This window comes from Micromonospora sp. WMMA1363 (assembly GCF_030345795.1).
Lineage (GTDB): Bacteria > Actinomycetota > Actinomycetes > Mycobacteriales > Micromonosporaceae > Micromonospora.
The window spans coordinates 4,492,546-4,518,424 of record NZ_JAUALB010000001.1; the positions used below are offsets into that span (position 1 = coordinate 4,492,546).

The 25,879-nt window shown below is 68.9% G+C and carries 22 protein-coding genes, 1 tRNA gene and 3 pseudogenes; 15 read left to right on the top strand and 11 right to left on the bottom strand.

From position 1 onward, the window contains the following. Nucleotides 1-208: 208 nt before the first annotated feature. Together QTQ03_RS21000 and QTQ03_RS21005 are read left to right on the top strand one after the other, a co-directional pair. The gene (locus QTQ03_RS21000) at nt 209-970 is read left to right on the top strand and encodes a prepilin peptidase (protein WP_289279533.1); all 762 of its coding nucleotides are present in this window, start codon (nt 209-211) and stop codon (nt 968-970) included. A gap of 66 nt (nt 971-1,036) precedes the next feature. Continuing rightward, nucleotides 1,037-1,807: pseudogene (locus QTQ03_RS21005) on the top strand (FAD-dependent monooxygenase); the annotation flags it as partial. A gap of 402 nt (nt 1,808-2,209) precedes the next feature. On the opposite strand, the gene mraY reads toward QTQ03_RS21005, so the two are convergent. Together mraY and QTQ03_RS21015 are read right to left on the bottom strand one after the other, a co-directional pair. Continuing rightward, entirely contained in the window at nt 2,210-3,310 is a 1,101-nt protein-coding gene (gene mraY / locus QTQ03_RS21010) for a phospho-N-acetylmuramoyl-pentapeptide-transferase (protein WP_289280929.1), read from the bottom strand. 28 nt (nt 3,311-3,338) lie between these two features. Next, on the bottom strand, nt 3,339-3,605 hold the full coding sequence (locus QTQ03_RS21015) for a mycothiol transferase (RefSeq protein ID WP_502889795.1): 267 nt from the start codon (nt 3,603-3,605) through the stop codon (nt 3,339-3,341). A gap of 389 nt (nt 3,606-3,994) precedes the next feature. Here QTQ03_RS21015 and QTQ03_RS21020 point away from each other — a divergent pair. Beyond that, a protein-coding gene (locus tag QTQ03_RS21020) for an IS3 family transposase (RefSeq protein WP_502889712.1) occupies nt 3,995-5,229 on the top strand; the annotation gives its coding sequence in 2 pieces (ribosomal slippage) (nt 3,995-4,274 and nt 4,274-5,229; 1,236 coding nt in all). Between the two features lie 83 nt (nt 5,230-5,312). Here the strand turns inward: QTQ03_RS21020 and QTQ03_RS21025 are convergent. After that, nucleotides 5,313-6,239, bottom strand: a complete 927-nt coding sequence (locus QTQ03_RS21025; protein ID WP_289277269.1) for an IS3 family transposase — start codon at nt 6,237-6,239, stop codon at nt 5,313-5,315. Next, the gene (locus QTQ03_RS21030) at nt 6,236-6,595 is read right to left on the bottom strand and encodes a transposase (RefSeq protein WP_289277270.1); all 360 of its coding nucleotides are present in this window, start codon (nt 6,593-6,595) and stop codon (nt 6,236-6,238) included. The genes QTQ03_RS21025 and QTQ03_RS21030 overlap by 4 nt, the downstream gene beginning before the upstream one ends. Before the next feature lie 299 nt (nt 6,596-6,894). Here QTQ03_RS21030 and QTQ03_RS21035 point away from each other — a divergent pair, with 299 nt between their 5' ends. Together QTQ03_RS21035 and QTQ03_RS21040 are read left to right on the top strand one after the other, a co-directional pair. Beyond that, a complete protein-coding gene (locus QTQ03_RS21035; protein ID WP_289279534.1) occupies nt 6,895-7,152 on the top strand; it encodes a hypothetical protein in 258 nt (85 codons plus the stop codon). A 334-nt stretch (nt 7,153-7,486) separates the two neighbouring features. Further along, nucleotides 7,487-8,131, top strand: a complete 645-nt coding sequence (locus tag QTQ03_RS21040) for a LysE family translocator (RefSeq protein WP_289279535.1) — start codon at nt 7,487-7,489, stop codon at nt 8,129-8,131. A gap of 69 nt (nt 8,132-8,200) precedes the next feature. On the opposite strand, the gene QTQ03_RS21045 is transcribed toward QTQ03_RS21040, so the two are convergent. After that, the gene (locus tag QTQ03_RS21045) at nt 8,201-9,157 is read right to left on the bottom strand and encodes a transposase (RefSeq protein WP_289279536.1); all 957 of its coding nucleotides are present in this window, start codon (nt 9,155-9,157) and stop codon (nt 8,201-8,203) included. 973 nt (nt 9,158-10,130) lie between these two features. On the opposite strand from QTQ03_RS21045, the gene QTQ03_RS21050 reads away from it, so the two are divergent. Both QTQ03_RS21050 and QTQ03_RS21055 read left to right on the top strand, forming a co-directional pair. After that, a tRNA-Lys gene (locus tag QTQ03_RS21050) sits at nt 10,131-10,202 on the top strand. Nucleotides 10,203-10,576: 374 nt separating this feature from the next. Further along, nucleotides 10,577-11,968 (top strand): annotated as a pseudogene (locus tag QTQ03_RS21055) (IS1634 family transposase); the annotation flags it as partial. A 54-nt stretch (nt 11,969-12,022) separates the two neighbouring features. Here QTQ03_RS21055 and QTQ03_RS21060 read toward each other — a convergent pair. Beyond that, nucleotides 12,023-13,177: pseudogene (locus QTQ03_RS21060) on the bottom strand (IS256 family transposase); the annotation flags it as partial. 23 nt (nt 13,178-13,200) lie between these two features. Between QTQ03_RS21060 and QTQ03_RS21065 the strand changes: the two are divergent. Together QTQ03_RS21065 and QTQ03_RS21070 are read left to right on the top strand one after the other, a co-directional pair. Next, a complete protein-coding gene (locus tag QTQ03_RS21065; protein ID WP_289277270.1) occupies nt 13,201-13,560 on the top strand; it encodes a transposase in 360 nt (119 codons plus the stop codon). Next, nucleotides 13,557-14,483, top strand: a complete 927-nt coding sequence (locus QTQ03_RS21070; RefSeq protein WP_289277269.1) for an IS3 family transposase — start codon at nt 13,557-13,559, stop codon at nt 14,481-14,483. Before QTQ03_RS21065 ends, QTQ03_RS21070 begins: the two co-directional genes overlap by 4 nt. On the opposite strand, the gene QTQ03_RS21075 is transcribed toward QTQ03_RS21070, so the two are convergent. From QTQ03_RS21075 to QTQ03_RS21095, 4 genes are all read right to left on the bottom strand, one after another. Beyond that, nucleotides 14,449-14,637, bottom strand: a complete 189-nt coding sequence (locus tag QTQ03_RS21075; RefSeq protein ID WP_289279537.1) for a hypothetical protein — start codon at nt 14,635-14,637, stop codon at nt 14,449-14,451. The two genes, QTQ03_RS21070 and QTQ03_RS21075, sit on opposite strands and share 35 nt — an antisense overlap. 26 nt (nt 14,638-14,663) lie before the next feature. Beyond that, nucleotides 14,664-15,490, bottom strand: a protein-coding gene (locus QTQ03_RS21080; RefSeq protein WP_502889880.1) for an IS5 family transposase whose coding sequence is annotated in 2 segments (ribosomal slippage) — nt 14,664-15,202 and nt 15,202-15,490 — 828 coding nt in all. Because the reading frame shifts where the segments join, the coding sequence is not laid out codon by codon here. A 140-nt stretch (nt 15,491-15,630) separates the two neighbouring features. Beyond that, nucleotides 15,631-15,942 (bottom strand): hypothetical protein, encoded by a 312-nt coding sequence (locus QTQ03_RS21085; RefSeq protein WP_289279538.1) that lies wholly within the window; start codon nt 15,940-15,942, stop codon nt 15,631-15,633. 233 nt (nt 15,943-16,175) lie between these two features. Continuing rightward, a complete protein-coding gene (locus QTQ03_RS21095) occupies nt 16,176-17,546 on the bottom strand; it encodes a hypothetical protein (protein WP_289279539.1) in 1,371 nt (456 codons plus the stop codon). 896 nt (nt 17,547-18,442) lie between these two features. Here QTQ03_RS21095 and QTQ03_RS21100 point away from each other — a divergent pair. Next, nucleotides 18,443-19,267: an alpha/beta fold hydrolase gene (locus QTQ03_RS21100; RefSeq protein ID WP_289279540.1), complete on the top strand. Its 825-nt coding sequence runs from the start codon at nt 18,443-18,445 to the stop codon at nt 19,265-19,267. 1,070 nt (nt 19,268-20,337) lie between these two features. On the opposite strand, the gene QTQ03_RS21105 is transcribed toward QTQ03_RS21100, so the two are convergent. Continuing rightward, nucleotides 20,338-21,480: an IS701 family transposase gene (locus QTQ03_RS21105; protein ID WP_289279559.1), complete on the bottom strand. Its 1,143-nt coding sequence runs from the start codon at nt 21,478-21,480 to the stop codon at nt 20,338-20,340. Nucleotides 21,481-21,808: 328 nt separating this feature from the next. Between QTQ03_RS21105 and QTQ03_RS21110 the strand changes: the two genes are divergently transcribed. The 5 genes from QTQ03_RS21110 to QTQ03_RS21130 all read left to right on the top strand — a co-directional run bounded on the left by QTQ03_RS21110 (nt 21,809) and on the right by QTQ03_RS21130 (nt 25,721). Continuing rightward, nucleotides 21,809-22,333: a PadR family transcriptional regulator gene (locus QTQ03_RS21110; protein WP_289279541.1), complete on the top strand. Its 525-nt coding sequence runs from the start codon at nt 21,809-21,811 to the stop codon at nt 22,331-22,333. Further along, nucleotides 22,330-23,007 carry an ABC transporter ATP-binding protein gene (locus QTQ03_RS21115; protein WP_289279542.1) on the top strand — a complete coding sequence of 226 codons (678 nt, stop codon included), beginning with the start codon at nt 22,330-22,332 and terminating at the stop codon, nt 23,005-23,007. The genes QTQ03_RS21110 and QTQ03_RS21115 overlap by 4 nt, the downstream gene beginning before the upstream one ends. After that, nucleotides 23,004-24,608, top strand: coding sequence for an FtsX-like permease family protein (locus QTQ03_RS21120; RefSeq protein ID WP_289279543.1), 1,605 nt, complete (start codon nt 23,004-23,006; stop codon nt 24,606-24,608). Before QTQ03_RS21115 ends, QTQ03_RS21120 begins: the two co-directional genes overlap by 4 nt. Further along, entirely contained in the window at nt 24,542-25,285 is a 744-nt protein-coding gene (locus QTQ03_RS21125) for an ABC transporter permease (RefSeq protein ID WP_289279544.1), read from the top strand. Before QTQ03_RS21120 ends, QTQ03_RS21125 begins: the two co-directional genes overlap by 67 nt. Before the next feature lie 88 nt (nt 25,286-25,373). Further along, the gene (locus QTQ03_RS21130) at nt 25,374-25,721 is read left to right on the top strand and encodes an antibiotic biosynthesis monooxygenase family protein (RefSeq protein WP_289279545.1); all 348 of its coding nucleotides are present in this window, start codon (nt 25,374-25,376) and stop codon (nt 25,719-25,721) included. Nucleotides 25,722-25,879 lie beyond the last annotated feature (158 nt).

The window sequence follows — 25,879 nt, forward strand, 5'->3', positions numbered from 1 at the left end:
GGAGTGGGAGTGAACGATGGCTCGCGCCCGTTTTGTCCCCGCGGCTTGGCCGTCCGCGTACGGTCCGGCGACCGTCGACGCCATGCCTGGCCGTGCCACCGGTCGGTCCGCCATCCGGCCGGTCAGGTAAGCCCCGAACCCGAGACGACCACTACCACAAGCCGAACCGGAAACTACTTTCCGTGTTCACACCGGCAGGCCCGGCACGATGGTGACGGCACCCCGATGGATCGGGCCGGCCCGACTGCTCGCCGCACTGGCGGTTACCCCACTGCTCCGGCTGGCGGTGCACCGGCACGCCGTACCCCCCGGATCCGCCCCCCGCATCGGCTGCGCCGCGTGCCACGCGCCGATCGGCCTTGCCCGCCCGTGGCCCGTGCTCGGCCCGGCGGCCCGGTGCGGACGGTGCGCGGCCCGGGTAGGTCCGCCACCCGGCTCGGTGGAGGCTGCCGTGGTCGGCGCCGCGGTGCTGCTCCTGCTGGCCGGACCGCCGGCCGTCGAGCTGGCCGCGATGGCCTGGTGGCTCGGCTGGGCGGTGCCGCTGGCCTTCGTGGACGCGGCGGTGCATCGGCTGCCCGATCGGCTGACCGGGCCGGCGGCGCTCGGCACCTGGCTCCTGCTCGGTGTGGCCGGAGCCCTCGGCGCGGGATACCCGCCGTGGCTGCGCGCCACCGCCGCCGGGCTGGGGCTGGGACTCCTGTTCGCCACCACCAGCCTCCTGCTCGGCCGGCGCGGCTTCGGCCTCGGCGACGCCAAACTGGCGGTCGGGGCTGGCCTGCTACTCGGCTGGTACGGGTGGGCTGTCCCGGTAGTCGGGCTGCTACTCGCGTTCGCGCTTTCCGCCGTGGCGGCCCTGGGTCTGCTCGCCACCGGGCGGGTCCGCTGGTCCAGCCACCTGCCGTTCGGCCCGTTCCTGGTGCTCGGCACCGCAGCCGCCCTGGCGCTCGGGCAAGGAGGTGGCCCCGCTTAGCGTCTGCGAAGTTGTCGCGCGACGCCAGGCCCGGGTTGCGGCGCCCGGGAGCCGACCGTCAACGGCGGGGACCCCGGACATCCGCTGCCGGACCTCAGCCAGGGCCTCGAAGGCGTATGCCCAGTGGTCACCGGCCGTGCCCCCGCCGCGTTGCTGAACACGTATCAGGTCGAGCGGCACCGGGTGGGTCGGCAGGTCGTCACCGTCACCCATCTCGGCGCGGGGGCGATGCTGCTGCGGGGCGACCCACGCCGGCATCCGCGCGACTCGGTGATGGCCGGCCTGCAATCCGGCGCACCCGCGCACCCGCGCGCCGGCTGCTCGCTGTCACAACTCGCCCACAGCTACCGGGGCACGGCCGGGGTGACGGGCCGTAAGGGCAGCCTGCGCGGTGGGGATCGGATGCCGGACCGTGCGCTGTTCGACGGCACCACGAACCGGTCGCAGCGCATGCACGATCAGCTTGCCACCGACCGGTACACCCTGCTGCTGGCCGTGCCGGAACGCAATGATGAGCAGGCGGCGCAGACAGGTGCCCTGGTCGACGCGTTGACCGGCCGCTGGCCCGGCGCGGTGGACGTGCGGGTGCTGACCCCGGCCTGGCAGGTGGCCCAGACCACGAGCGTACGGATTCCGGTGATTCTTGACCGCGGCCGCACCCCCCGCGACCCGTACGACTCCGGTGCGGCGGCCGATCTGATCCGGCCGGACCGGCACATCGGCTACGGCGGCACACCGGACTGGGCTCGCATCGAGCGATACCTGTCCGCTGTGCTCGTAGACGGCCCGGCAACGAAACAGGGTGCGAACCACGGCGCACCGGCGGGACAGCGGTGAACGGCGGCGCCGAGCCCGGCCGGGCGTCCTGGTCGCCGTCGACCTGCTCCGTCGACCGCCTTACGCGGTGCCTGCAACGCGCTCGGTGCTGGTCGACACCGGTCCGCCGTGGTCCAATCGGGTGGCGTCTACAGCTGGCGATACTGTATCGCCAAGTTCCAACGTCAGCAGATCGTCAAGGGAACACGTGAGGGCCTCGACGCCGCCCGTACCCGGGGGCGTGTGGGTGGCCGCCCACACGCCCTGACTGTCGACTAGGTAGCCGACGCGCGGATTCTGGTGGGAGCTGGCCAGACCCAGGCAGCTGTTGCCGGCAAGCTGGGTGTCTCCCGGTGGACGCTCTGGTGTGCTCTCGATCTCGTGGTTTGACTGGACGGCAGGTCCCAGGCGTGCCGCGTGGCCTTATCCGGCGGCTGCAAGGAAGTCCGAGTAGAACAGGAACAGGCCCGCCGCCACGCAGACACCGGCCACGATCCAGAACCGGACCACGATAGTGACCTCGCTCCAGCCGGCTAACTCGAAGTGGTGATGCAACGGCACCATCCGGAAGACACGTCTTCCGGTGGTCCGGAACGAGACGATCTGGATCACCCAGGTCACCGTGATGATGACGAAGAGCCCGCCGATCATGATCGAAAGCAGCGTGGTGCGGGTAGCGACCGCGAGCCCGCCGATCAGGGCGCCGAGCCCGAGCGCACCTACGTCACCCATGAAGATCCGCGCTGGGGACGTGTTCCACCACAGGAAGCCCGCGCAGGCGCCGGCTGCTGCCGCCGCGATTATGGCGATCTCCAGGGGATCCCGGATTTGGTAGCAGTAGTCGTTCACGCGGGCGTAGTCGGTGTCGGCGCACCAGTGCCGGTACTGCCAGAAACCGATTAGCGCGTACGCCCCGAGTACCAGGATTGACGCGCCGGTGGCCAGGCCGTCGAGGCCGTCGGTGAGGTTCACGCCGTTCGACATCGCCGTGATCACGAAGACGAACACGATCACCGAGCCGACCTTGCCGACATCCAGCCAGCTGATGTCGCGGATGAGTGAGATGTGCTCGCTGGCCACGGTCTGGCCGTTGGTGCTCGGCACGTAGAGCGCGGCTATGCCGAACCCGCCGCCGACGATGGCCTGGCCGAACAGTTTGCCTTTGGCGGACAGTCCGTCGGAGTTGCGCCGGCGCACCTTGAGGAAGTCGTCGAAGAAGCCGACCGCGCCGCAGAAGACGAACAGGCCGAGCAGGACGAGGGCCGTCATGGTCGGCCCCTCCTGCGCTATCCGTCGTTCGGGCAGGGTAAGGGCGATGCGCCCGGCAACGTAGGCGAAGACGGTCGCCACGATGAAGACGACACCGCCCATCGTGGGCGTGCCCTTCTTGCGCTGGTTGCTGGCGAGCCCGATGGATCGAACCGGCTGGCCCGCCTTGAGCGCGGTGAAGCCGCGGATCGCCATCGGCGTGCCGAACAGAGAGATGACGAACGCGACCGCAGCCGCGACTATGACCGCTCTCACGGGCGAGCCTCCATGAGATCCGGATATTTCACGGCGCGACCTCCGCGCCATGCGTGTCGGACAGGTCAGCATGAGGCGACCCGCCGACCGCCTCCTGCGCAGCCCGTTCGATCTTTGCCCGATACGCCTCGCGGGCCTTCGCGTCAGCCCGTTCCTCGTGCTCAGCCATCACCCCGGTCCGTCCATCGAGCTGCTCACGCAGGATGTCAGCGTGCCCGGCATGCCGGGCGGTCTCCTGAGAAACGTAGACCACGATGGTGATCAGCCCGACGTCGGGCCGCGACCACCACGGCACATACCCAGGCGTGTCAAGGGGAAAGCTCGTTGATCGTCGTGCCCGCTCGCGTGTACCCAGGAATGCTGATAGAGACGCGGGCCTGATCGGCAGAGACGGTGTCGAGCGCGGAACCATGCGCAAACACTGCAAGCCGCACGCCTGCACGCCATGGACCGGCTTCTGGCCGGCCTGCCTGAGCGCGACAGGGCAACCTTTGAGCGATTGCTAGACTCGGTGCTCGCTTCAACCACGACCTCACGCGCCCAGGTCCGTACCACCTGTCGGTTATGCGATCACACGGTCTGCGATTGCCCGCTGTGTCCTATTGGCACTCGTGCGGGCGAACTCGAACAGGCTGTTGCGCCCCGGGTTAGATGGAGACATCGAAACCTGGAGGAACACCAGCGATGCCCGCACCGAAGAAGTACCCCGACGAGCTGCGTGAGCGTGCGACCCGGTTGGTCCTTGAGGCCCGTCGGGATCCGGCCGGCGCGGTCGGCGCGGTCCGGCGGATCGCCGACCAGCTCGGAGTCCACCCAGAGGCGTTGCGGACGTGGGTGAAGAAGGCCGAGACCGACGCCGGTGAGCGGCCGGGCGCGACCAGCAGCGATGCCGAACGCATCGCGGCCCTCGAACGGGAGAATCGTGAGCTGCGGCGGGCGAACCAGATCCTGAAGTCCGCGGCGTCTTTCTTCGCGGCCGAGCTGGACCGGCCGTCGCGATGAGGGTCGCGTTCGTCGACTCGCAGCAGGAACAGCACGGTGTCCAGTCGGTCTTGCGGGTGTTGGAAGACACGCCGGCACAGATCGCACCGTCGACCTACTACGCCACCAAGACCCGCCCGGTCAGCGCCCGTTGCCGGCGCGACGAGGAACTGACCGCGCTGATCAAGCGGATCCACGCCGAGAACTACGGCGTCTACGGCGCCCGCAAGATCTGGCACGAGCTGCACCGCCAGGGCGTCGAGGTGGCCCGGTGCACGGTCGAGCGGCTGATGCGCGCCGCCGGGCTGCGCGGGTTGCTGCGTGACAAGTCGCCGCGCACGACCCGGCCCGCAGCCGAGACCGGTCGGCCTCGTGACCTGGTCAAACGCGACTTCACCGCCGTGCGGCCGAACCAGCTGTGGGTCGCCGACCTGACCTACGTGCGCACGGCCGTGGGCTGGGCGTACGCCGCGTTCGTCCTCGACGTGTACTCGCGCATGATCGTCGGCTGGCAGGTATCCACGTCGCTCTACACCGACCTCGCGTTGGACGCGTTGAAGATGGCGATCTGGCGGCGCGAGCATCAGGGCGCTGAACTGGGCGGACTTGTGCATCACTCGGACCGGGGAGTCCAGTATCGAGCGATTCGCTACAGCCAACGACTCGCCGAGGCCGGCGCCGTCGCCTCGGTCGGGTCCAAGGGCGACTCGTACGACAACGCGATGGCCGAGGCGTTCAACTCCCTGTACAAGGCCGAACTCGTCCGCAACCGAGGTCCGTGGCGCGGGCTCGACGACCTGGAGATGGCCACCGTCGAGTACATCGACTGGTACAACAACCGCCGGCTGCACGGCGAACTCGGACACACCCCACCCGCCGAACACGAGGCCCTACACGCGATGACCCACCCGGTCACCGCACCCCTGGAAACCAGCTAACCAACTCTCCACCAAACCCGGGGCTTGACAGGCGACCAGCGAACCCGACCGGTTGAGCTTCCCCCGCTTTGCTGGAGCGGTGGTTACCTGCTGCCGGCTGGCGCAGGGGTGGCGATAGGTGGTTCGGCTGGTTGCCTCTGGTGGGTGTGCCAGGCGGTCTCGTACTCGTTCGGGCTGAGGTAGCCCAGTTCCTTCTGGATGCGGCGGGTGTTGTACCAGCCGTCGATGTAGGCGAAGATCGCGTTCTCGGCCTCGTCGCGGGTCCGCCAGCTCGTGCGGTAGACGAGTTCGATCTTCAGCGTCGACCAGAAATTCTCCATCAGGGCGTTGTCGTAGCTGTCGCCGACGGAGCCCATCGAGGGCAGGATCCCGTTGTCCTGTAAGCGTTCCGCGAACCGGAACGATGTGTAGTTCGACCCGCGATCTGAGTGGTGGATCAACTGGCCGTCGCGGACGTCGCGCGACCAGATGCCGTATTCGAGGGCGGCGAGGATCAGGTCGGTGTCGCAGCGGTTGGAGGTCTTCCAGCCGACGATTCGGCGGGAGAAGACGTCGCGGACCGCGGCGAGCCAGAACACGCCTTCGCCGCAGGGGATGCGGGTGGCGTCGGCGACCCAGAGCCGGTTCGGCCCGGTGGCGGTGAACTGCCGCCCGACAAGGTCCGGCGCCGGTGTGTGCCGTGGGTCCTGCCGCGTGGAGCCGCCGCGCCAGCCGCGGCGCAGGAACGCGCCCTGCCAGCCCTGCTGCGTCATCAGCCGCTCGACGCGTTTGCGACCCACGTAGATGCCGTCGCGGCGTAGCTGGCGGTGGACCCGGTCCGCGCCGTAGGTGCGCCCGGAGGTCTCCCAGATCTCGTGAATGTTGGAGATCAGGCCCAGGTCGACCACGTCGCGGTCGCAGGGCGCCTCGGCCTGCTTGACCCACGCGTAGTAGGTCGAGGCGCCGATGTTCAGGACCCGTAGCAGGAGCGCGACCGCGAACTGGTCACGGTGTTCATCAATGAACGTCATGACCGTCGCCGGGTCGGGTCGAGCTCCGCCGCGAAATACGCGCTCGCCGCTTTCAGGATCTCGTTGGCCCGCCGCAGCTCGGTGACCTCCCTGCGCAGCCGGCGGTTCTCCTCGACCATCTCGCTGGTCGGCCGGTCGTGACGCTCACCCGTGTCAGCCTCGGCCTGACGGATCCAGTTCCTGAGCGCCTCGTGATGCACGCCGAGCTGCTCGGCCAAGCGCCGGATCACCGGCTTCGGGTCCGATTCGCGGTACAAGCGCACAGCGCGCTGACGGAGCTCATCGGGGTACTTCTTCGGTGCTGCCACGGATACTTCCTCCCCCACGGCCATCAGACCATGGTCAAGAAACTCCATGAAAGCGGGGGTGGCTCAGGTAGGAGAGCAACCATGTTGATGACACACGCGGGCAGGCAGCCGCAGATAGACCCGACGGCCTGGATCGCGCCCGACGCCACGGTATGCGGCGACGTGACGATTGGTCCTGGCGCCCGCGTCATGCACGGGGCGCGCGTGATCGGCGAGGCCGGAGGCACCATCAGGATCGGGCGAGAGTGCATCGTGATGGAAAACGCCGTGGTGCGAGCCAGCGCCCGTCACGCCTGCACCATCGGCGACCATTGCCTGATCGGCCCGAACGCGCACCTCACGGGGCCGTGCTGGAGGAGCAGGTCTTCATGGCCACCGGGGCGGCGATCTTCCACGGCGCTCACCTCGGTCGTGGCACGGAAGTGCGCATTCACGCGACGATCCACCTGCGTACGCGTCTGGAGCCGGGCGCGACCGTCCCAGTCGGCTGGGTCGCAGTTGGCGATCCGGCCCGCATCCTGCCCGCCGACAAGCACGATGAGATCTGGGCCGTGCAGGCACCGCTGAACGGGTGTACGGCTTCGACCGGGACACGCCGGACCTGATGGTCCACATAACCCGACGGCTCTCCGAGACGCTCGCCGCGCACCGTGACGATGACGTTGTCCACGCTTGGTCGCGCGACACCGACCCCAACGGATGACCGCAAACCGCACCCCTTGCGCGTCCGTCCGTAGCTTTCAGCAAAAACAACCAATCAGTTGATCTAGGAGCAGGAGGGCCCCACTCCAGGTGCCGGCAACCGCAGCTGCAGGAGCGCTTCACTCCATCAAACCCGGGGCTTGACATCCTGATGCCACGGACAAGCGCAGTAGGCCGTGCTGTGCCGAGGATCGCAACCGCTTGCCCAGCCATGGACCCGGTGGCAGGCTCAGGGTTGTGATCAGCACCGGCGCGATCCTGGGCATCGCCCTCGTCGCGCTCACCATGGTCGCGACCCCGGGGCCGAACATGTTTTACCTCGTGTCGCGCACACTGACGCAGGGACGCACGGCCGGACTGACCTCGCTGCTCGGCACTACCGCCGGGTTCGGGGTCTACCTACTTGCCACGGCGGCCGGGCTTGGCGCCGTTTTCACGGCCGTTCCGGTGCTCTACACCGTACTCAAGGTCGTCGGTGCGGCGTATCTGCTGTATCTGGCCTACCAGGCGCTGCGCGGGCGCAAGAGCTCCCCCTTCGAGTCCCAGAAGCTGCCGAAGGATCCGACCTGGCGGCTGTTCGCGATGGGCTTCGTCACCAACCTACTCAACCCGAAGATCGCGATGATCTACGTGGCACTGCTGCCGCAGTTCATCGAGCCCGCGCGCGGGCATGTCGCGCTGCAGGCCATCATCCTCGGCCTCACCCAGATCACGATCGCGATCATCGGCAACGGACTCATCGTGATCGCCGCAGGACGGATCGCGAAGTTCCTGGCCGCCCGACCGACGTGGATGCGCATACAGCGCTATCTCATGGCATCGGTGCTGAGCGTCCTGGCGGTGCGTATGCTCACCGACCGCGCCCGCCCGGGCCCCGCCTGAGTGTCAACGGTCAGCGGGATTTGGCTCTGGCACGAAGTTCGTGATTCGGTCCCACCTGCGGCGTGACGGCTACTCGGCGAGGACGACGCGGAGCCGGAGGAGGTCGAAGTTCGCACGGCCGTACATCTGCCTTTTGAGCGCTTTCAATCGACAGGCGTTGCCCTCGACAGCACCGCTGCTGTAGGGCAGGGTGAGCCCGTTGCGCGCGGCGTCGTCGTCCTTGACCAGGCCGGCGGCGAAGCCGGCCAGCTGCGCGACACCGCTTTGGTTGGCCTGGGTGATCCAGGTGTCCAGGTGCTGGCCCTGGCGTTGGCGCAGCATGCCGGCGAAGTCGCTGACCAGGCGGTCAACTGTGCGTAGGCTGTCACACCGCTGGAGGATGCGGGCCAGGTCGGCCTGCTCCCGTTCGGTGCGCTCGCCGGCGGGCCGGATGATCCAGCCGGTCACCTCGCGAGGTTTCGGCGCGACCGGCGCCACAGCGGTCGGTTTGATCGTGCCGTCGCGCCAGGTCTGCAGCAGCCGGCGCACCGTGCGGGCGCTGCCGCGGTAGCCGCACTCGCGTAGTTCGGTGGCCAGCGTGACGGCGTTGGTGCAGCCCTGTTCCCACCGGGAGGCGAGGTGGGTGGTGTGCTCGTCGAGGTCCTTCGCCCGGGGAACGGTCCCGGTGAGCAGATCGTCCGCGGTGGCCGCGCGCAGGTAACGGCGCACCGTCTTGCCGTCGAGGTTCAACGCCCGGCTGATCGCGGTGGTACCAACACCGGTGGTGTGCAGGGCATGGATCTCGGCGTGGCGTTGCCGGGTCATCTCGGCCCGGCGGCCCTGCTCACCCTCGGTGGACGGCCGCGGCTGCGCGACGGCTTCGGCCTCGGGTCGGTCCTTGAGGCAGGCGCGGTGCGCGCGCACGACTCGGTCGACCGCATGGGTGAGGTTCTGCAGCAGGTGGAACCGGTCGGCGACCTGGATCGCGTCCGGCGCACCGAGCCGGCCGCCTTCGGCATACCCACTGGCCCTATCACGACAAATCAACGCAGCATCACCGCCCTGCGCGACGGCACACGCGGCATCGGACACACCACCGCGACCACCGCCGCCGTCATCCTGACCGACGGCACCATCCTCGCCGACACGGCGAACTCCCCGTCCCTGACCGCACTGCGCACCTGGCTACACCAACGGGAGCAAGCGGGGACGCCCCGACGCCACTTGGTACGACACCAGCCTCGTCCCCAACGACGAGAACGACCTGCCCGGCTGGGACCTCCGGATCACCGCCGACGCCAGCCAGTAGCCGTCCGCTCGTAGTCACGATCGCCCGGTCCACTCGCCCACGCCGAGGCTACGAGCAGACTGGTGCGGGCCCGAAGGCAGACCGGTAGGCGCCGCTCCCAGCCGGATCGCCCTGAAATGCCGCAGGGTGTCGAGCAGGGCTCGCCGCGCGCCGATCGTCCAGGTGCCGGATGTCGAGGCCGTCCCGGAACGCGCCCCGCTCGTTGTCATCGTGGCGATCCGTCCAGATCGGAGTCGCCAGCATTGGCGGTCCGCACGAACCAGGTCGGCGACTGAGTGCCCCAGCGGCCCACTCGCACCGAACGACCCATCATCGTCTTCGATGGCGTCCTTGCCCCGGAGCAGAGCACAGCCATCCGGGCCAGCGCGGATGCTCCACCAGCGGGCCTGGCCCACACCGGCGCGGCGCTCACTGCTGGCCCGCAGAGCGGCAGCCGGAAGGCCGATCCGAACGGCTGGGTGAAGCGTCCGCTTGGACGACGGCTGCTTGATCAACGAACGAACAGCCCCGACGGGGCATAGACCTGCACAGGTAATCCCGGCCGGGCGTTGGCAGGGCGGACCCAGACCCGGCGCAAGATGCGGCTCGAGGGCCGCGGGCGCAGCAGCAGACGCCAAGCCTTGGCTGCGGCAAGGATGGGCTGCGGGAGACCGGCTGCCCGGAGATCCGCGTGCATCCTCACCAGGGAGTCGGGTAGCCTTGGGGCGCGGCGGGCCGCTAGCTCAATGGTAGAGCTGCTGACTTTTAATCAGTAGGTTCGGGGTTCGAGCCCCCGGCGGCCCACCCCAAGATGGCCTCTGAACTGGAAATACAGTCACTCGTCTATTCGACTTCTACCGATGCCCTATTCGATGGTCGATAGGCGTCGGGTCGCGATGGGCGAAGTGTCGCGGTGGCGGTCGGCGCTGACGTCGTCGGGTCGGCCGTGCGAACGTCGATCTCACCGTACGCGTCGCAGGCCGCGTGATATCGCCGAGCCGGAAGGCGTAGGTCACCGGCTGCAAGCTGCTGCCGCTCGCCGTGGCGGCGCGGAGCGTGTGGCGGGATTGACCCGACTTGGGCCAAGATCTGTTGATTCGGCGGTTGGTGGGCCTGTGACCTGCGGTGGCGTGTCGGGAGGCACGCACTAAACGGGGTCGGTTCTATCGTGGGTGGTCGTGGCGTACGTGCGGACGGTGAAGACGGCGTCCGGGGCGCGGGCGGTGCAGATCGCGCACTCCCAGCACCGCGGGTCGCGGGACATCGAGCACATCGGGTCGGCGCTTACCGACGCGGACCTGGAGCTGCTGAAGGCGGTGGCGTGGCAGCGGTTGGCCGCGGGGCAGGGCGAGTTGGATCTGCGTCTGCCGGGCAGTCCCGCGAACCAGGGCGCGGCGTTGCCGATCACGTCGTCGCGGATGGGGCATCTGGTGGACGCGTTGAGTCGTGGCTACGAGGTGTTGGGGTTCGGGCCTGCGACCGGCCGGGACGAAGTGTTCCGGGCGCTGGTGTTGGCCAGGATCATCGAGCCGACCAGCAAGCTGGGCTCCCTGCGGGTGCTCGCCGAGGCCGGTCTGGACCCGCCGTCCTACCGGACGGTGAAGCGGCGGCTGCGGGTCTACGCCGGCGCTGATCAGAGCCCCGACGATGCGGGTCAGGGCCGGGACGAGTCGGTCCGGCCGGTGGGCGGTGGCGGGCACAACTGGCGCGTGCCTGCGCCGAGCATCTGCGCCTGGGACCGACGACGTTGCTGCTCTACGACGTCACGACCTTGTACTTCGAGACCGACGAAGGTGACGGGTTCCGCGAGCCCGGCTTCAGCAAAGAACGACGCCTGCAGCCGCAGATCACCGTCGGTCTGCTCACCGACGGGTCGGGGTTCCCGCTGATGGTGCGCGCGTTCGAGGGCAACCGGGCCGAGACCACCACCATGCTGCCGGTCCTGCGGGCCTTCCTCGACGCGCACCGCCTGTCCGACGTCACGGTGGTGGCCGACGCCGAGATGGTGTCGGATGCGAACAAACGCGCGATCGAAGCCGCCGGACTGTCGTTCATCCTCGGCGCCCGCGTCCTCGACGTGCCCTACGTCGTGGCGGCGTGGCGGCGACGCTCACCCCGACGCCGAGATCCCGGACGGGCATGTCTTCATCCAGCCCTGGCCCGCCGGCCCGGGCGACAAGCGCCGCGACCACACGATCTACTACCAATACCGCGCTGACCGGGCCCGACGGACCTTGCGGGGAATCGACACCCAAATCACCAAAGCCGAGAACGCCGTCGCCGGGAAGACATCGGTGAAGCGGAACCGGTACGTGCGCCTGACCGGGGCGAGCAAGAGCGTGAACCGGACCCTGGAGACAAAGAACCGTGCCCTGGCCGGAATCAAGGGCTACGTCACCAACCTGCCGGACCCCGACCCCGCGCAGGTCATCGGCGCCTACAGCCGGCTGCTGCAGGTCGAGAAGAGCTTCCGGATGTCGAAGACAGACCTGGCAGCCCGGCCGATCTACCACCACACCCGCGAATCGATCGAAGCCCACCTGACCATCGTGTTCGCCGCCCTAGTACTGCAACGGCGGGTCGGGGAGTGTCAAGTTAACGGCTGATCTTGGTTGTTGAGGTGGTCAGTTGTTGGCCGGGGTGAGCCGGCCTTCGAAGGCGATCTGGAAGGCGTTCAGTGGTGCTTTCCAGCGCATGGTCCAGCGTCGGCGGCCGGCTCCGGTCGGGTCGAGGCTCATCAAGGCCATGTAGACGCACTTGAGTGCGGCCTGCTCGTTCGGGAAGTGGCCACGAGCTCGCACGGCCCTGCGGATACGGGCGTTGACGGACTCGATCGCGTTCGTGGAGCAGATGACCTTGCGGATCTCCACGTCGAAGGCGAGGAACGGCACGAACTCCGCCCACGCGTTCTCCCACAGCTTCACGATCGCCGGATACTTACGGCCCCACGCCTCGGCGAACTCGAGGAACCGCTCGGTGGCGGCGTCCTCGGTCGCCGCGGTGTAGACCGGCCGCAGCGCTTTGGCGATCTTGTCCCAGTCCTGCCGGGCGGCGTAGCGGAACGAGTTGCGCAGCAGGTGCACCACACACGTCTGCACGATCGTGCGCGGCCACACCGTCTCCACCGTCTCCGGCAGTCCCTTGAGCCCGTCACAGACCAGCATCAGCACGTCGGCCACGCCGCGGTTCTTCAACTCGGTGAGCACGTGCAGCCAGTACTTGGCGCCCTCGCCGCCGTCACCGGCCCAGATACCGAGGATGTCGCGGTGGCCGTCGACGGTGACCGCCATCGCGAGGTAGATCGGCCGGTTCGCGACCTGACCGTCCCTGATCTTGACGTTGATGGCGTCGATGAACACGACCGGGTAGACCCGGTCCAGGGGCCGGTTCTGCCACTCGGCCATGCCGTCCATGACCTTGTCGGTGATCGTGGAGATGGTCTGCTTCGACACCTCAGCGCCGTAGACCTCAGCCAGGTGCGCGGCGATCTCGCCGTGGGTCAGGCCCTTGGCCGACAGCGACAGGACCATGTCGTCGACGCCGGTCAGACGCCGCTGCCGCTTACGCACGATCTGCGGCTCGAACGTCCCGGCGGCGTCGCGTGGGACCCGCACCTCGACCGGCCCGACGTCGGTGAGCACCGTCTTGGTCCGGCTGCCGTTACGGGTGTTCCCGCTACCCCGACCCGCCGGGTCGTGCTTGTCGTAGCCGACGTGGTCGGTGATCTCCCCATCCAACGCCGACTCGAGGACCCGCTTCGTCAGCTGCTGCAGCAGCCCACCCTTGAGCCACCCCCGCTTTCATGGAGTTTCTTGACCATGGTCTGATGGCCGTGGGGGAGGAAGTATCCGTGGCAGCACCGAAGAAGTACCCCGATGAGCTCCGTCAGCGCGCTGTGCGCTTGTACCGCGAATCGGACCCGAAGCCGGTGATCCGGCGCTTGGCCGAGCAGCTCGGCGTGCATCACGAGGCGCTCAGGAACTGGATCCGTCAGGCCGAGGCTGACACGGGTGAGCGTCACGACCGGCCGACCAGCGAGATGGTCGAGGAGAACCGCCGGCTGCGCAGGGAGGTCACCGAGCTGCGGCGGGCCAACGAGATCCTGAAAGCGGCGAGCGCGTATTTCGCGGCGGAGCTCGACCCGACCCGGCGACGGTCATGACGTTCATTGATGAACACCGTGACCAGTTCGCGGTCGCGCTCCTGCTACGGGTCCTGAACATCGGCGCTTCGACCTACTACGCGTGGGTCAAGCAGGCCGAGGCGCCCTGCGACCGCGACGTGGTCGACCTGGGCCTGATCTCCAACATTCACGAGATCTGGGAGACCTCCGGGCGCACCTACGGCGCGGACCGGGTCCACCGCCAGCTACGCCGCGACGGCATCTACGTGGGTCGCAAACGCGTCGAGCGGCTGATGACGCAGCAGGGCTGGCAGGGCGCGTTCCTGCGCCGCGGCTGGCGCGGCGGCTCCACGCGGCAGGACCCACGGCACACACCGGCGCCGGACCTTGTCGGGCGGCAGTTCACCGCCACCGGGCCGAACCGGCTCTGGGTCGCCGACGCCACCCGCATCCCCTGCGGCGAAGGCGTGTTCTGGCTCGCCGCGGTCCGCGACGTCTTCTCCCGCCGAATCGTCGGCTGGAAGACCTCCAACCGCTGCGACACCGACCTGATCCTCGCCGCCCTCGAATACGGCATCTGGTCGCGCGACGTCCGCGACGGCCAGTTGATCCACCACTCAGATCGCGGGTCGAACTACACATCGTTCCGGTTCGCGGAACGCTTACAGGACAACGGGATCCTGCCCTCGATGGGCTCCGTCGGCGACAGCTACGACAACGCCCTGATGGAGAATTTCTGGTCGACGCTGAAGATCGAACTCGTCTACCGCACGAGCTGGCGGACCCGCGACGAGGCCGAGAACGCGATCTTCGCCTACATCGACGGCTGGTACAACACCCGCCGCATCCAGAAGGAACTGGGCTACCTCAGCCCGAACGAGTACGAGACCGCCTGGCACACCCACCAGAGGCAACCAGCCGAACCACCTATCGCCACCCCTGCGCCAGCCGGCAGCAGGTAACCACCGCTCCAGCAAAGCGGGGGAAGCTCACCTCGCCGGTCAGCTTCAACCCGTCACCACGAGCCCGATCGACCAGCATCGCGATCAACTGCTCATCCGTGACCGCACCCACCGGCTCCACGGCCGGCTGTCCCACGGTGGTCTCGGTCGTCATCTGGCGTCTCTCCCTTGATCGGTCGATCAGCCGTTATTTGTACAGTCCCGTTTCGCGCGTAGCCAGGTGAGGATGTCGGCGATCTGGACGGTGGCCCGGTAGCGGCAGGCGAGCTTGTCGTACCTGGTGGCCACGGCGCGGAACTGCTTGCGCCGGTTCATCAGCCGTTCGATGGTGTTGCGCTGCCGGTAGCGGTGCGGGCGGAACGTGGGTGGGCGGCCACCGCGTGACCCTTTCCGGGCCCGGTTGGCCTTCTGGTCGTCCTTCTCGGGGATGTCGTGGGGGATGCGCCGGGCCCGCAGGGACCGGCGGTTGCTGCGTGAGCTGTACGCCTTGTCCGCCGACGGGGAATCGAGGCGCTTGCGGGGGCGGCCGACGCCTGCGGGGCGGGCCACGGCCACGTCGTCGAGTAGCCGCACCAGTTGGCGGGTGTCGGAGTCCTGGCCGGGAGTCAGGTGGCTGGTCAGGTTCCGGCCTTGTCCGTCACCGATCGTGTGGATCGTCGTGGTCCACCCGCCGCGTGACTTGCCGAGTCCTTCCCGTCGCGCTGCGTCACGGCTGCTCAGCCCCCTTTACGGGCGCCGGCGGCGTGCTGGTGCGCCCGCACGATCGTGGAATCGGCGTTGCCGTGCCAGTCCAGGTCCCCGGCGGCGTCCGCGTCGGTGTGCCGCATCGCCTCGATCCGCGCCCAGGTTCCGTCCTCCTGCCAGCGGGTGAACCGCTTGTACAGCGTCTTCCACGGCCCGTACCGCTCCGGAACGTCCCGCCACGGCACTCCGGTGCGCACCCGGAACACGATCCCGTTGATCACCTGCCGGTGATCACGCCACCGCCCGCCCCGCTGCGGTTTCATCACCGGCAGCAACGGCGCGATCCGCGCGTACTCGACTTCGGTCAACTCGAACCGCCCACTCACGACAGACGTAGATAGCCGATCCGGAGTCGAAGATCCAGGAGACACACCCTAGCCGGCTAACGCCATGTTTCCGCAGCTCAACCCAAAGATTCGTGTACTAGCCGACCAGCACATCTGTGGAACCCGGGGAAAGGGGCAACCAGCTCCTCGATACGGGCCTCGACCACGGTGATGTCGGCGTTGAGCGTGTCGATGTGGGCCAGCATTCGGGCCAGCAGAAACGCGTGATGGTCGCTGAACCGGCCCGTGAACGCTTCCCGCAGCTCGGGCAGCTTCGTGCGCATGCGGGTGCGGGCCAGCTGCGCCAGGGTGTGCGGGTCACGCTGCCCGGCGACGAGGGCGTCGAGCATCGCCCGGCCGGAGACGCCGAAGATGTCGCTGGCGACCACCGACAGTTTGATCTGGGCGTCTTCGAGGAGCCCCTTGCTCGGACGGTGCGGTGCTCGACGTTGAGGGCTTGTTTCCAGGCGGGCAGGTCGCTGCCGTCGGCGGGGTTGCGGTACGGCAGGATTACCTCCGGGTTGCCCGCGGTAGCCGCCGTCGGCCATCACCGGCCGCCCGTCCAGCTTCTCGGCGAGGCCGGAGGTGCGGTAGACGTGCGCGGCGCACGACGTCCGGACGATCAGCCCACGACGCCCCGGATGTACTTGACACAGTCTGCGTGCAGGGTGGACCAGGGCACGCCGAGGACGTCCTCCGAGGTCTGTCGCGGAATCCGGCGATCGTGCAGGACCGCCTTGACGAAGGCGAACACCCGCTCCTCACCGAACCGGTCGACGAGGTACCGGACGGCCAGGTACGCGATCCCATAGCTACCGGTCACCCGCGCGTCCGGGGTGTCCTCGCCGGGCGCGACGGTGTCGAGCTTCCTGTCCCAGCCCCGGTCAACCAGCCGCTGCGTCGCGCTCAGGCCGAGGTACCGGCTGATCGCCCGCCCGTCGGCGCCCGCATGCTCGGCCAGTCCCTCGACCAGCCACCACGTCGACTCGTCCCAGTAGTCGTGGTCCGGAAGCGAGGCCGCGTGCGCCAGCTCGTGCCGCAGCAGCTCGTCCAGCCCCGCCGGGGTGTACCGGTCGTCCTTGACCACGATCTCGCGGTGGCCGCCGCCGATGCCGATCGTGTACCCAGCGGCCCAATCCGGCAGCTCGCCGCCGTACCAGCGCTTCCACTCCGTCGGGCCGGCGTAGTAAATCCGGTACAGGTCGGGTCGGTCGCCAACCACCACGTACTGGTCGGCGACCTTGGCCGCCGCCTCCGCCCTGGTTAGCAGTTCCGGCAGCCGCTTGCGGAACCGCGGCGTGGTCGCCACCAGCGTGCGCTTGCCCATTACGGCGACCAGTTCGCTCATTTCCCAGGGCAGGGCGCCGACCTGGTCCATCGTCAGCCCGGGCAGGTACTGGTCGGGCTCCGATTTCGCCAGCTCGAGCAGCCTGGGCTCCGCACCACCGTCTCGCCACCGGGTTTCGACGAACACTGAGCTGGGCCGGCAGTCCGGCACCACGAAGCAGTACTGGAACTCGACGGTCAACCGCCACTCGCCAGGCCGGCCGGCCTGGGTTGGCAATCCCTTCGGGCGGGCCTGCCAACCGCTCACTCGCAGCGCTCGCAGCGTCGCGAACCGGCGACGCAGGTCGGTGTGCAGAGCCCGTTCGGCGATCGCCAGGAAACCGACCCGGTCGTCGCGGAGTAGCGCGGCGGACTGCCGGTCCAGCTGCCCGGCGATCCGGGCGGCGATCTGTCGGGCCGCCCGCGTGGTCGGGTTCTCGGCCCGGGCGATGACGCCGGCGGACGTCCGGCTCTCGGCACCACGGACGGCACCGGCCGGCACCGCCAGTCCGGCGGCCACCAGCAGGACCACGACGAGCGCCGTCCACAACGGCCAGCGCCGGCGCGGTCGCCGGTCCAGCGGCGGAGTCGCTACCGGTCCGGTCGCCGGATCGGGCGTGGCGGACGTCGTCAGGTGGCCCTCGGCCACCGGCTCCCCGAGTGTCACGCGGCGAAGGGTACGGCGCGTTGCCCGCCCGTCCTGCGTCGGGCCGGCACGGTCACCGGGCGTACCGGATCCGTCGCCGAGCGGTGTAGACCAGGCGCGCTCGTGCCGTCGAAGCGGTGGCTGCGCGCCGTGGGGGACCGGTGGGCTGCTGCTCACTCGCGTGAACATGTGGTCGTTTCTCACCGCACCGGCGGGTGTCGCGATCTGGCTAGGCGAGGGCGTCACCGTGCTCCCGGAGAAGGGCGGGGTCTACCGGACCGGGGCGGCGTGCGGGGTGAGACGCGCGCAGCCTGCCCGAACTCGACCGCGTCCGGCTCACCTGGCAGTCACCCGACTGGACACACGACACCACACTGTAACTCATGGTGCGGGCCATGGGCGAGAGCCGGGCGCGGGCTGACCGTCCATCAAGAACGGCTCGCTGACGCAGCCGAGCGTGAGCAGCAGCGCCGTCACTGGCAGTCCGTGGTCGACACGCTCGTGCAGGCGATGACGGAGGTCTGACACCGCCGCGCTGTTCCCCGTGGTGGGCATCCATGCCCGCGTCCCAGGACGCCCGGCGCCTGGTCTGACCCTCGCCATCGCCATCGCCATCGCCATCGCCGGCGCTGACGATCACGTGCTCGTCGGCTTTCAGCCGGCACCAGGCAGCCCAGCCGAAGACGCCCTGACCGCGATGATCTGGTTAAGCCTCGGCACGATCTCTCTTCTCAAGCAGCGGTACGGTAGCACCTCACCGCCCGCGAGTAACCAGCTCCCGGGTGCATCCGGATCTGCCGCTGCGAACTGGCGGTGCGCAGGTGAGTCGGTGGCGGATTCGACAAACCTGTTGCACCCGGACCTGTCGCCCTGCTTGCCTGAGGCCCGTCAACGACCTACCCCAACAAAGGAGAGCTGTGGCGATCACTCCACTCGGAATCGCCTATGACCACGCTGTGGTTGCCAACGGCCTGCCGATTGTCTTGATCCACGCCGGTATCGCCGACCGCCGGATGTGGGACCCCCAGTGGGCGCGTCTGAGCAGGGAACACGACGTCGTGCGGCTTGACCTACGCGGCTTCGGGGAATCGACGGCCTCTCCGAAAGGGCCGCTATCGCACGTTGACGACGTCCTCTCGACGCTCTCCCATCTCGGCATCGGCCGATGCCACCTCGTGGGCTCGTCATTCGGTGCCGGCGTCGCAGTCGAAGTGGCGCTGGCGGCGCCGCAGCTCGTTCGATCTCTCCTCCTGTGCCCGCCAGGTGGCAGCCTGCTAGCCGAGCTGACCGACGACCTCAAGGCCTTCTCCGACGCGGAGGAGAGCGCGCTCGCCGTCGGCGATGTCGATGCCGCTGTCGAGGCGAACATCACCTTCTGGGTCGTCGGTCCTGGCCGGAAGGCCTCGCAGGTCGATCCCGGCTTCCAGGACTTCATACGCCGCATGCAGCGCCAGGCGTTCGAGGTGACCGCGTCCTGGGCAGACGTCGACGAGGTCCAGCCGGATCCGCCTGCGTTGGATCGGCTGAGCGACATCGAAGCGCCGACGCTGGTGCTGATTGGTGGTCACGATCTCGCCACGACCCGAGACTCCGCCGACCGGTTGTGCGCAGGGCTTACCGGTGTTCGCCGCGTCGACTGGCCGGACGTCGCCCACCTGCCGTCATTGGAGCAGCCCGAACGATTCCTCGCCTTGCTCCTCGGCTGGGTGACCAACCATGGAGCTCACAGAGACGGGCCGTAACGTGCTCTGACCGGCGATCAAGCACCTTCATGCCGGAGCACGCAACCCAACATCCGGATCCGCCGCAGGCCGAGTGTGGCGTTCGCCGACGACGCGTTCGAACCGATCAGCACGCGGCCCGACGCATCGTCATGCCGATGAGCGATAGCGGTCATCGATGGCTTGTCGGGTGCGCGGAGCCGTTCAATCCGGGGGCGGTCTCGATATCCGGTGAGGTAGGTCAACGCTGTCGCGGCAGCTCTCCGTCGCCGTGCCCCGAACGACGTCGACAAGCCCGTCGAATTCGGCCAGCCATCGCCGAACACGTCCGGCGTGGTGAGACAGTAGCTTGCGGGCCGGCTCGGCGTGTGGACCGCTGATCCACGGCCGGCCAATCTCGCTCAGCGCCTCGTGCAGTCGATCCCCGCCAGGAAGTGCAGGTCGGCCCGCGGTGCAAGGTCCGACGGCCACCGGGGTGGCCCGAGGCAGCTCGGCGAGCAGGCCGACCATCTCGGCCAGGTCCTCGGGCTGGTGCGGGCCGAAATCGCCAATGGATCCGTCGACCATCGGGAACACGGATGAGGCGTGCCTTGGGGTGAGCCGCCGCAGCACCGCGCCATCCCGCGGCCAGGAACGGAGTGACAAGGACGTCGAGGCCGGCACGGCGTAGGCCAGCGCGTTCGCCAACGACCGCTCCAGGCGACCGGAGACGTCCTCTCTCGTGGCTCCATCGCCGTCGCGGTCGTCGATCTTGACGAAACAAACGGTTCCGTTCCGATCGGAGACCGACCAGTGGTAGCTGCCCGCCCCACCGGTGGATACTCGGCCGAGTTGACCGCGACGGCCCAGCCTTCGATGAGCCCCCCGATCAGCTCACCCTGGTCACTACGGGCCGTAACCGAAGTGCCTGGTGCCCCTAGTACTGCAACGGCGGGTCGTGACTTATGGCGGTTTGAGTCGTTTGCGGTAGTGGGCGGCTCGGGCTTGTTCCTGGCGGCGACGGCGGAAGTCGGACCAGCGCAGGATGTGGTCGGCTCGACGGCGGGTGGTCAGGACGAGGTGGGCGAACAGGCGGCGGATTTCGTTGCTGCTCAGCGGGATCTGGCTGCGCTCGTTTGCGGTGGTGCCCCCTTTGCGGCTTCGAGGGCGCGGGTGACGACGAGGAACGCGGCGGCGGCCATCGCGAGGGTGATGTGGGCGTACCAGGCGTCGTAGCGGCGGACCTGGTACTGGTCCAGGCCGACCTCGTTCTTCGCGGTCTGGAACGATTCCTCCACCGACCAACGGCTACCGGCGACCCGCACCAGGTCGCGTAGTCGGGTGCCGCGGGGGCCGAAGCAGACGTAGTAGGCGATGTCGCCGGGATCCGTGATCGAGCGTCGGGCCAGGACCCAGCCGCGGCGGCCGTGGGCAAAGGTGCGGCGGATCGGCAGCCGAGCCCAGTCGTAGCGGCGCGGCCCGTGCGCGCCGTCACCACACGACAGTCGTTGCCACGCGCCCGCACGCACCCTGCCGATCAGCTCGTCGACACCGGTGGTGGTGTGCAGCCCGGAGGGCACCCGATCGTCGCGTCGGGTGGCCATCACGTACGCGATGTCCCGATCCTCCAACCAGCCCCGCAGGCCAGGGTTCTGCCCGTAGGCCTCATCGGCCGTGAACCACGAAAACGGCACCCCCGCGGTGACCGCCCGCTCCAGCATGGCCTGCGCCTGCTGCGGCTTGGTCGCGAACCCGACGGCGTCCGGGATCGCCGAGCGCCGGCACCGGTCCCGATCACCGGTCCACGACTTCGGCAGGTACAACTCCCGATCGATCAACGCCCGACCCCGCGGCGTGGCGTAGCACAGGAACGTGCCGATCTGGCAGTTCTCGGTCTTGCCCGCCGTACCCGAATACTGCCGTTGGACCCCCGCCGACGCACGGCCCTTCTTGACGAACCCCGTCTCGTCAGCGATGAGCACCCCGGCCGCATCGCCGATCTGGTCCACCACGTAATCGCGCACGTCATCGCGGACCGCGTCCCGGTCCCACGCCGCGCTGCACAACATGCCCTGCAACCCGTCCGGCGACACATGCCCAGCCTGCTCCGCGAGGGTCCAGCCGTTACGCCGCTCCAACGGTGCCAGTAGCCCCCGCACATACGCCCATGCCCGCCGCCGCGGCTCCACCCGCTCAAACCGATGCGCGAACCGGAAGAACAACTCCTCCAACCCGGCATCCCACGACCCGACCACCCGCGCATCCACCACAACCAACCAACGAATGATCAGCACCCGAAGCTACGACCCGCCGTTGCAGTACTAGGCGCTGTCGTACCGGGAAGCGGATGTCCGCCGGGGTGGCAATCGAGCAGAACGAACGACAGCCGCAACGCGCCTGTCTTGTCGATGACTCGGGTGGTCACCGCGACCACATCGATTGGCCCGAGCGGTCTGGTCGATGCCCGCTGGCGGAGCTCGGCGCGTGCACCGATCCGACAACGGGACGGCGCCTTCGCGTCAACCCGCCGCGTGAGCCCTGACGTATACACCACTGTGTAGAGATGTGGTGTAGAGTCAGGCCATGTCAATCGGACAGGCATTCCTGGGCCTTCTGGAGACGGGGCCCCGTCACGGCTACGACCTCAAGCGCGCATACGACGAGCGGTTCGGCAAAGCCCGTCCGCTACACTTCGGCCAGGTCTACGCGACGCTGTCCCGGCTGCTAAAAAATGGTCTCGTCGAGGTCGACAGCGTCGAATCGGGCGAGGGTCCGGAGCGTAAGCGGTACGCCGTCACCGAGGCCGGAGTGACCGATGTGCAGCGTTGGCTGTCGCAACCGGAGAAGTCCGAGCTCTACCTGCAGAGCACCCTCTACACCAAGGTGGTGCTGGCGCTGCTCACCGGCCGCTCGGCGGCCGACCTGCTCGACATTCAGCGGGCCGAACACCTGCGGCTGATGCGCGAGCTGACCCGGCGCAAGCGCGACGGCGACCTCGCCGAACAGCTCATCTGCGACCATGCGCTGTTCCACCTCGAGGCAGACCTGCGCTGGCTGGAGCTGACTGCGGCCCGCCTCGACGACCTTGCCAAGGAGGTACGGCGTTGACAGCCCTGCTGGTCGCCGACGATCTGCACAAGTCCTTCGGATCAACCCCCGCGCTGGCCGGCGCGTCCCTGGCCGTCCAAGCGGGCGAGGTCGTCGCCATCATGGGCCCGTCCGGCTCCGGAAAGTCCACCCTGCTGCACTGCCTGGCAGGCATCACTCGATCCGACTCCGGTCGCGTCTACTACCACAGGCGGGAGGTGTCGACGATGCCGGACGCTGAGCGCAGCGCGCTGCGCCGCAGCGAGTTCGGCTTCGTGTTCCAGTTCGGCCAGCTCGTGCCGGAGCTGAGCTGCGTAGAAAACGTCGCCCTCCCGCTGCGGCTGGAGCGGATCGGCCGGCGCGAGGCGGAGCGCCGTGCCCGGCGATGGCTGGACCGGCTTGAGGTGGCCGACGTCGCCGGCAAGCGACCCGGCGAGATCTCCGGCGGGCAGGGGCAGCGCGTCGCGGTGGCCCGGGCACTAGTCGCCGGACCACGCGTGGTCTTCGCCGACGAGCCGACCGGGGCCCTCGACTCGCTCCACAGCGAGCGGGTGATGCGGCTACTCACCGGCACTGCGCGCGAGACCGGGGCGGCGGTGGTGCTGGTAACCCACGAGCCACGGGTCGCCGCCTACTCCGATCGGGAAGTGGTGGTGCGCGACGGGCGCACCCGGAACATGGAGCCGGTGTCATGAGGGATCTCATCTTTGGCGCACGGCTGGCGTTTACCGGAGGCCGCGACGGTTGGACCCGCACCATGCTGACCGCGCTCGGAGTGGGCATCGGCGTGGCGCTGCTGCTGCTGGCCGCCGCGGTGCCCGGCGCACTGCAGGCCCGCCAGGCACGCGGCGACGCGCGCAGCGCCGACGGCATGGGCGAGCTCCCCGCCGCGGCCAACACTCTGCTGGCCTGGCAGTTTACAACGGAGTTCCGGGGGACGCCGGTGCGCGGCGCGCTCCTGCGCGCCGAGGGGCCGCAGGCACCACCCCCGCCGGGTGTGGCCGCGCTGCCCGGCCCCGGCGAGGTGGTCGTCTCCCCGGCGCTGCGGGACCTGCTCGCCTCGCCCGACGGCCGGCTGTTCGCACCCCGGCTCGGCGGAGCCCAGATCGTCGGGACGATCGGAAAGCAGGGGCTGGTAGGGCCACGGGAGCTCACCTTCTACCGAGGCAGCGACGCGCTGACCAGCCACAACGCCGTCCGCATCGACCGCTTCGGCAGCCCCCCCACGGGAACCCAGGAGCCGTGGGACGGCTCACTGCGCCTCCTCGTGGTGATCATGGTTGTGGTGCTGCTGCTGCCGATCGCGGTGTTCCTCGGCGCGGCGGTGCGCTTCGGCGGCGAACGCCGCGACCGGCGACTGGCCGCTCTGCGCCTGGTCGGCGCGGACAAGCGGATGATCTGCCGGATCGCCGCCGGCGAGGCAACCGCCGCCGCGCTGCTCGGCCTCGCCGTCGGCGGCGTGCTCTTCGCGCTCGGCCGCCAACTGGTGCCGCTGGTCACACTCTGGGACATCAGCGTGTACGCCGACGACGTGCGGCCAAGCCTGCCGCTGCTGGCGGTGATCGTGGTAGCAGCGCCGGCGGTCGCGGTCGTGGTCGGCCTGATCGCCCTGCGGGGCATCGTGATCGAGCCGCTCGGGGTAACCCGGCGGGCCACCACGACCCGGCGCCGGCTGTGGTGGCGGCTGCTGCTGCCCGCCGTCGGTCTGGCCCTGATCTACCCGCTGGTCGGCGGACGGGACGACGCGACCGGCACCGACTACCAGGTCGCGGCCGGATCGATCCTGCTGCTGATGGGCACGGTCACCCTGCTGCCCTGGCTGGTCGACCTGCTGGTGCGCCGCGTCCGTGGTGGCCCGGTCGCCTGGCAGCTCGCCATCCGCCGGCTGCAGCTGGACAGCGCCACGTCGGCTCGCCTGGTCAACGGCATCGCGGTTGCGGTCGCCGGCACCATCGGTCTGCAGATGCTCTTCGCCGCCGCAGAAGGCGAGCACGTCGAGCCGACCGGGCACGACCTGTCCCGGGCCCAGGCGGTCGTGCAGATCTCTGCGGTAGCCGACGCACCGGCGGCGCTGGCCCGGCTGGAAGCCACCGAGGGCATCGCCAACAGCATCGGTAGCCTGCGGCTGTTTGCTCCATCGACGGCACCGACGCACACGCCACGCTCCGCATCGGCGACTGTGCCAGGCTGGCCGAGTTCGCGCGGCTCGGGTCGTGCGCGAACGGCGACGTGTTCGTGGCCCAGGGGCCGGCGAACGAGCCCTCGCTCGACGCCTTCACCCCGGGGACACGGCTGACGCTCGACACCGGAGGCAGGACGTCCGCGGGCACCGGGTGGACGCTGCCCGCCGCTACCCGCACCGTGCCGGCCTCCGACGACCCGTCGGGCTGGCCCGTAGGCGCCATCCTGGCCACCCCAGGCGCGATCGACCTGGCCAACCTGGGCTCGGTGGGCATCACCATGTTCGCCGGCTTCGCCCCAGGTGACCGGGACGCGCTGGAGCATCTTCGCAACGCCGCGACAATGCTCGACCCGCTGTCGTCGGTCAACGCGCTGTCGGCCACGAGCGAGGCGCGCCGGTTCGTCAACGTACGCCGTGGCCTCTACATCGGCGCGGTGGTGACGCTGCTGCTCATCGGCACGAGCATGCTGGTCGGCGTACTCGAGCAGTTGCGCGAGCGGCGCCGGCTGCTGGCGATGCTGGTCGCGGTCGGCATCCGTCGCAGCACGCTGGCCGGGTCGGTGCTGTGGCAAACCGCCGTGCCCGTACTGATCGGGCTGGCGCTCGCGGTGGTCTTCGGGCTGGGCCTCGGCGTGGTCCTGTTGCGCATGATCGGCGGCCCCATCGCGGTCAACTGGCCGGTCGTCGGCGTGTCTACCGGCCTCGCCGCGGTGGTGATGATGCTGCTGGCCGGGCTGAGCCTGCCCGCCCTGTGGCGGCTGATGCGCGCCGACGGGCTGCGGAGCGAATAGCGACGCACCGGCAGGGTGTGGGTGCCAGCAGAGCCTCCGGCTCACACACTGTTCTCACCACCTTCTGTTTGTCTGTAGGAGGATCTCCATGACTGATCTTGCGCCCGCGTCGCTGCCCGCCCCGCCCTACTACGCGGTGGTGTTCGCCTCCGTGCGGACTGCTGGTGACAACGGCTATGGGGAAACAGCCGAGCAGATGCTGAAACTGGCCGCCGCCCAGCCGGGTTTCCTTGGCGTCGATTCGGCTCGCGGTGCGGACGGCTTGGGGATCACGGTCTCGTACTGGAGGGACGCGGACTCGATTGCCGCTTGGCGGGATCACGCGGAGCACGCCCTGATCTGTGCGCGTGGACGCGAGCACTGGTACGCCTCGTTCACGGTCCAGGTAGCGAAGGTCGAGCGCGCCTACGGGTTCAGCCGCCCGGCAGATCTTTAGGTACGAGGTCCCATTAGATAAGGGTGCGGCTCTGGTGAGGTGCGGCGACACGCTGTGTGGCCTGGGGATGTGTTACTGGTTGTGATGGTGAAAGGGATCCTCCCGCTATGTTCGTCGGTTGCGAGACACGAACATCAGCAAAGAGGGAGCCCGGTGCA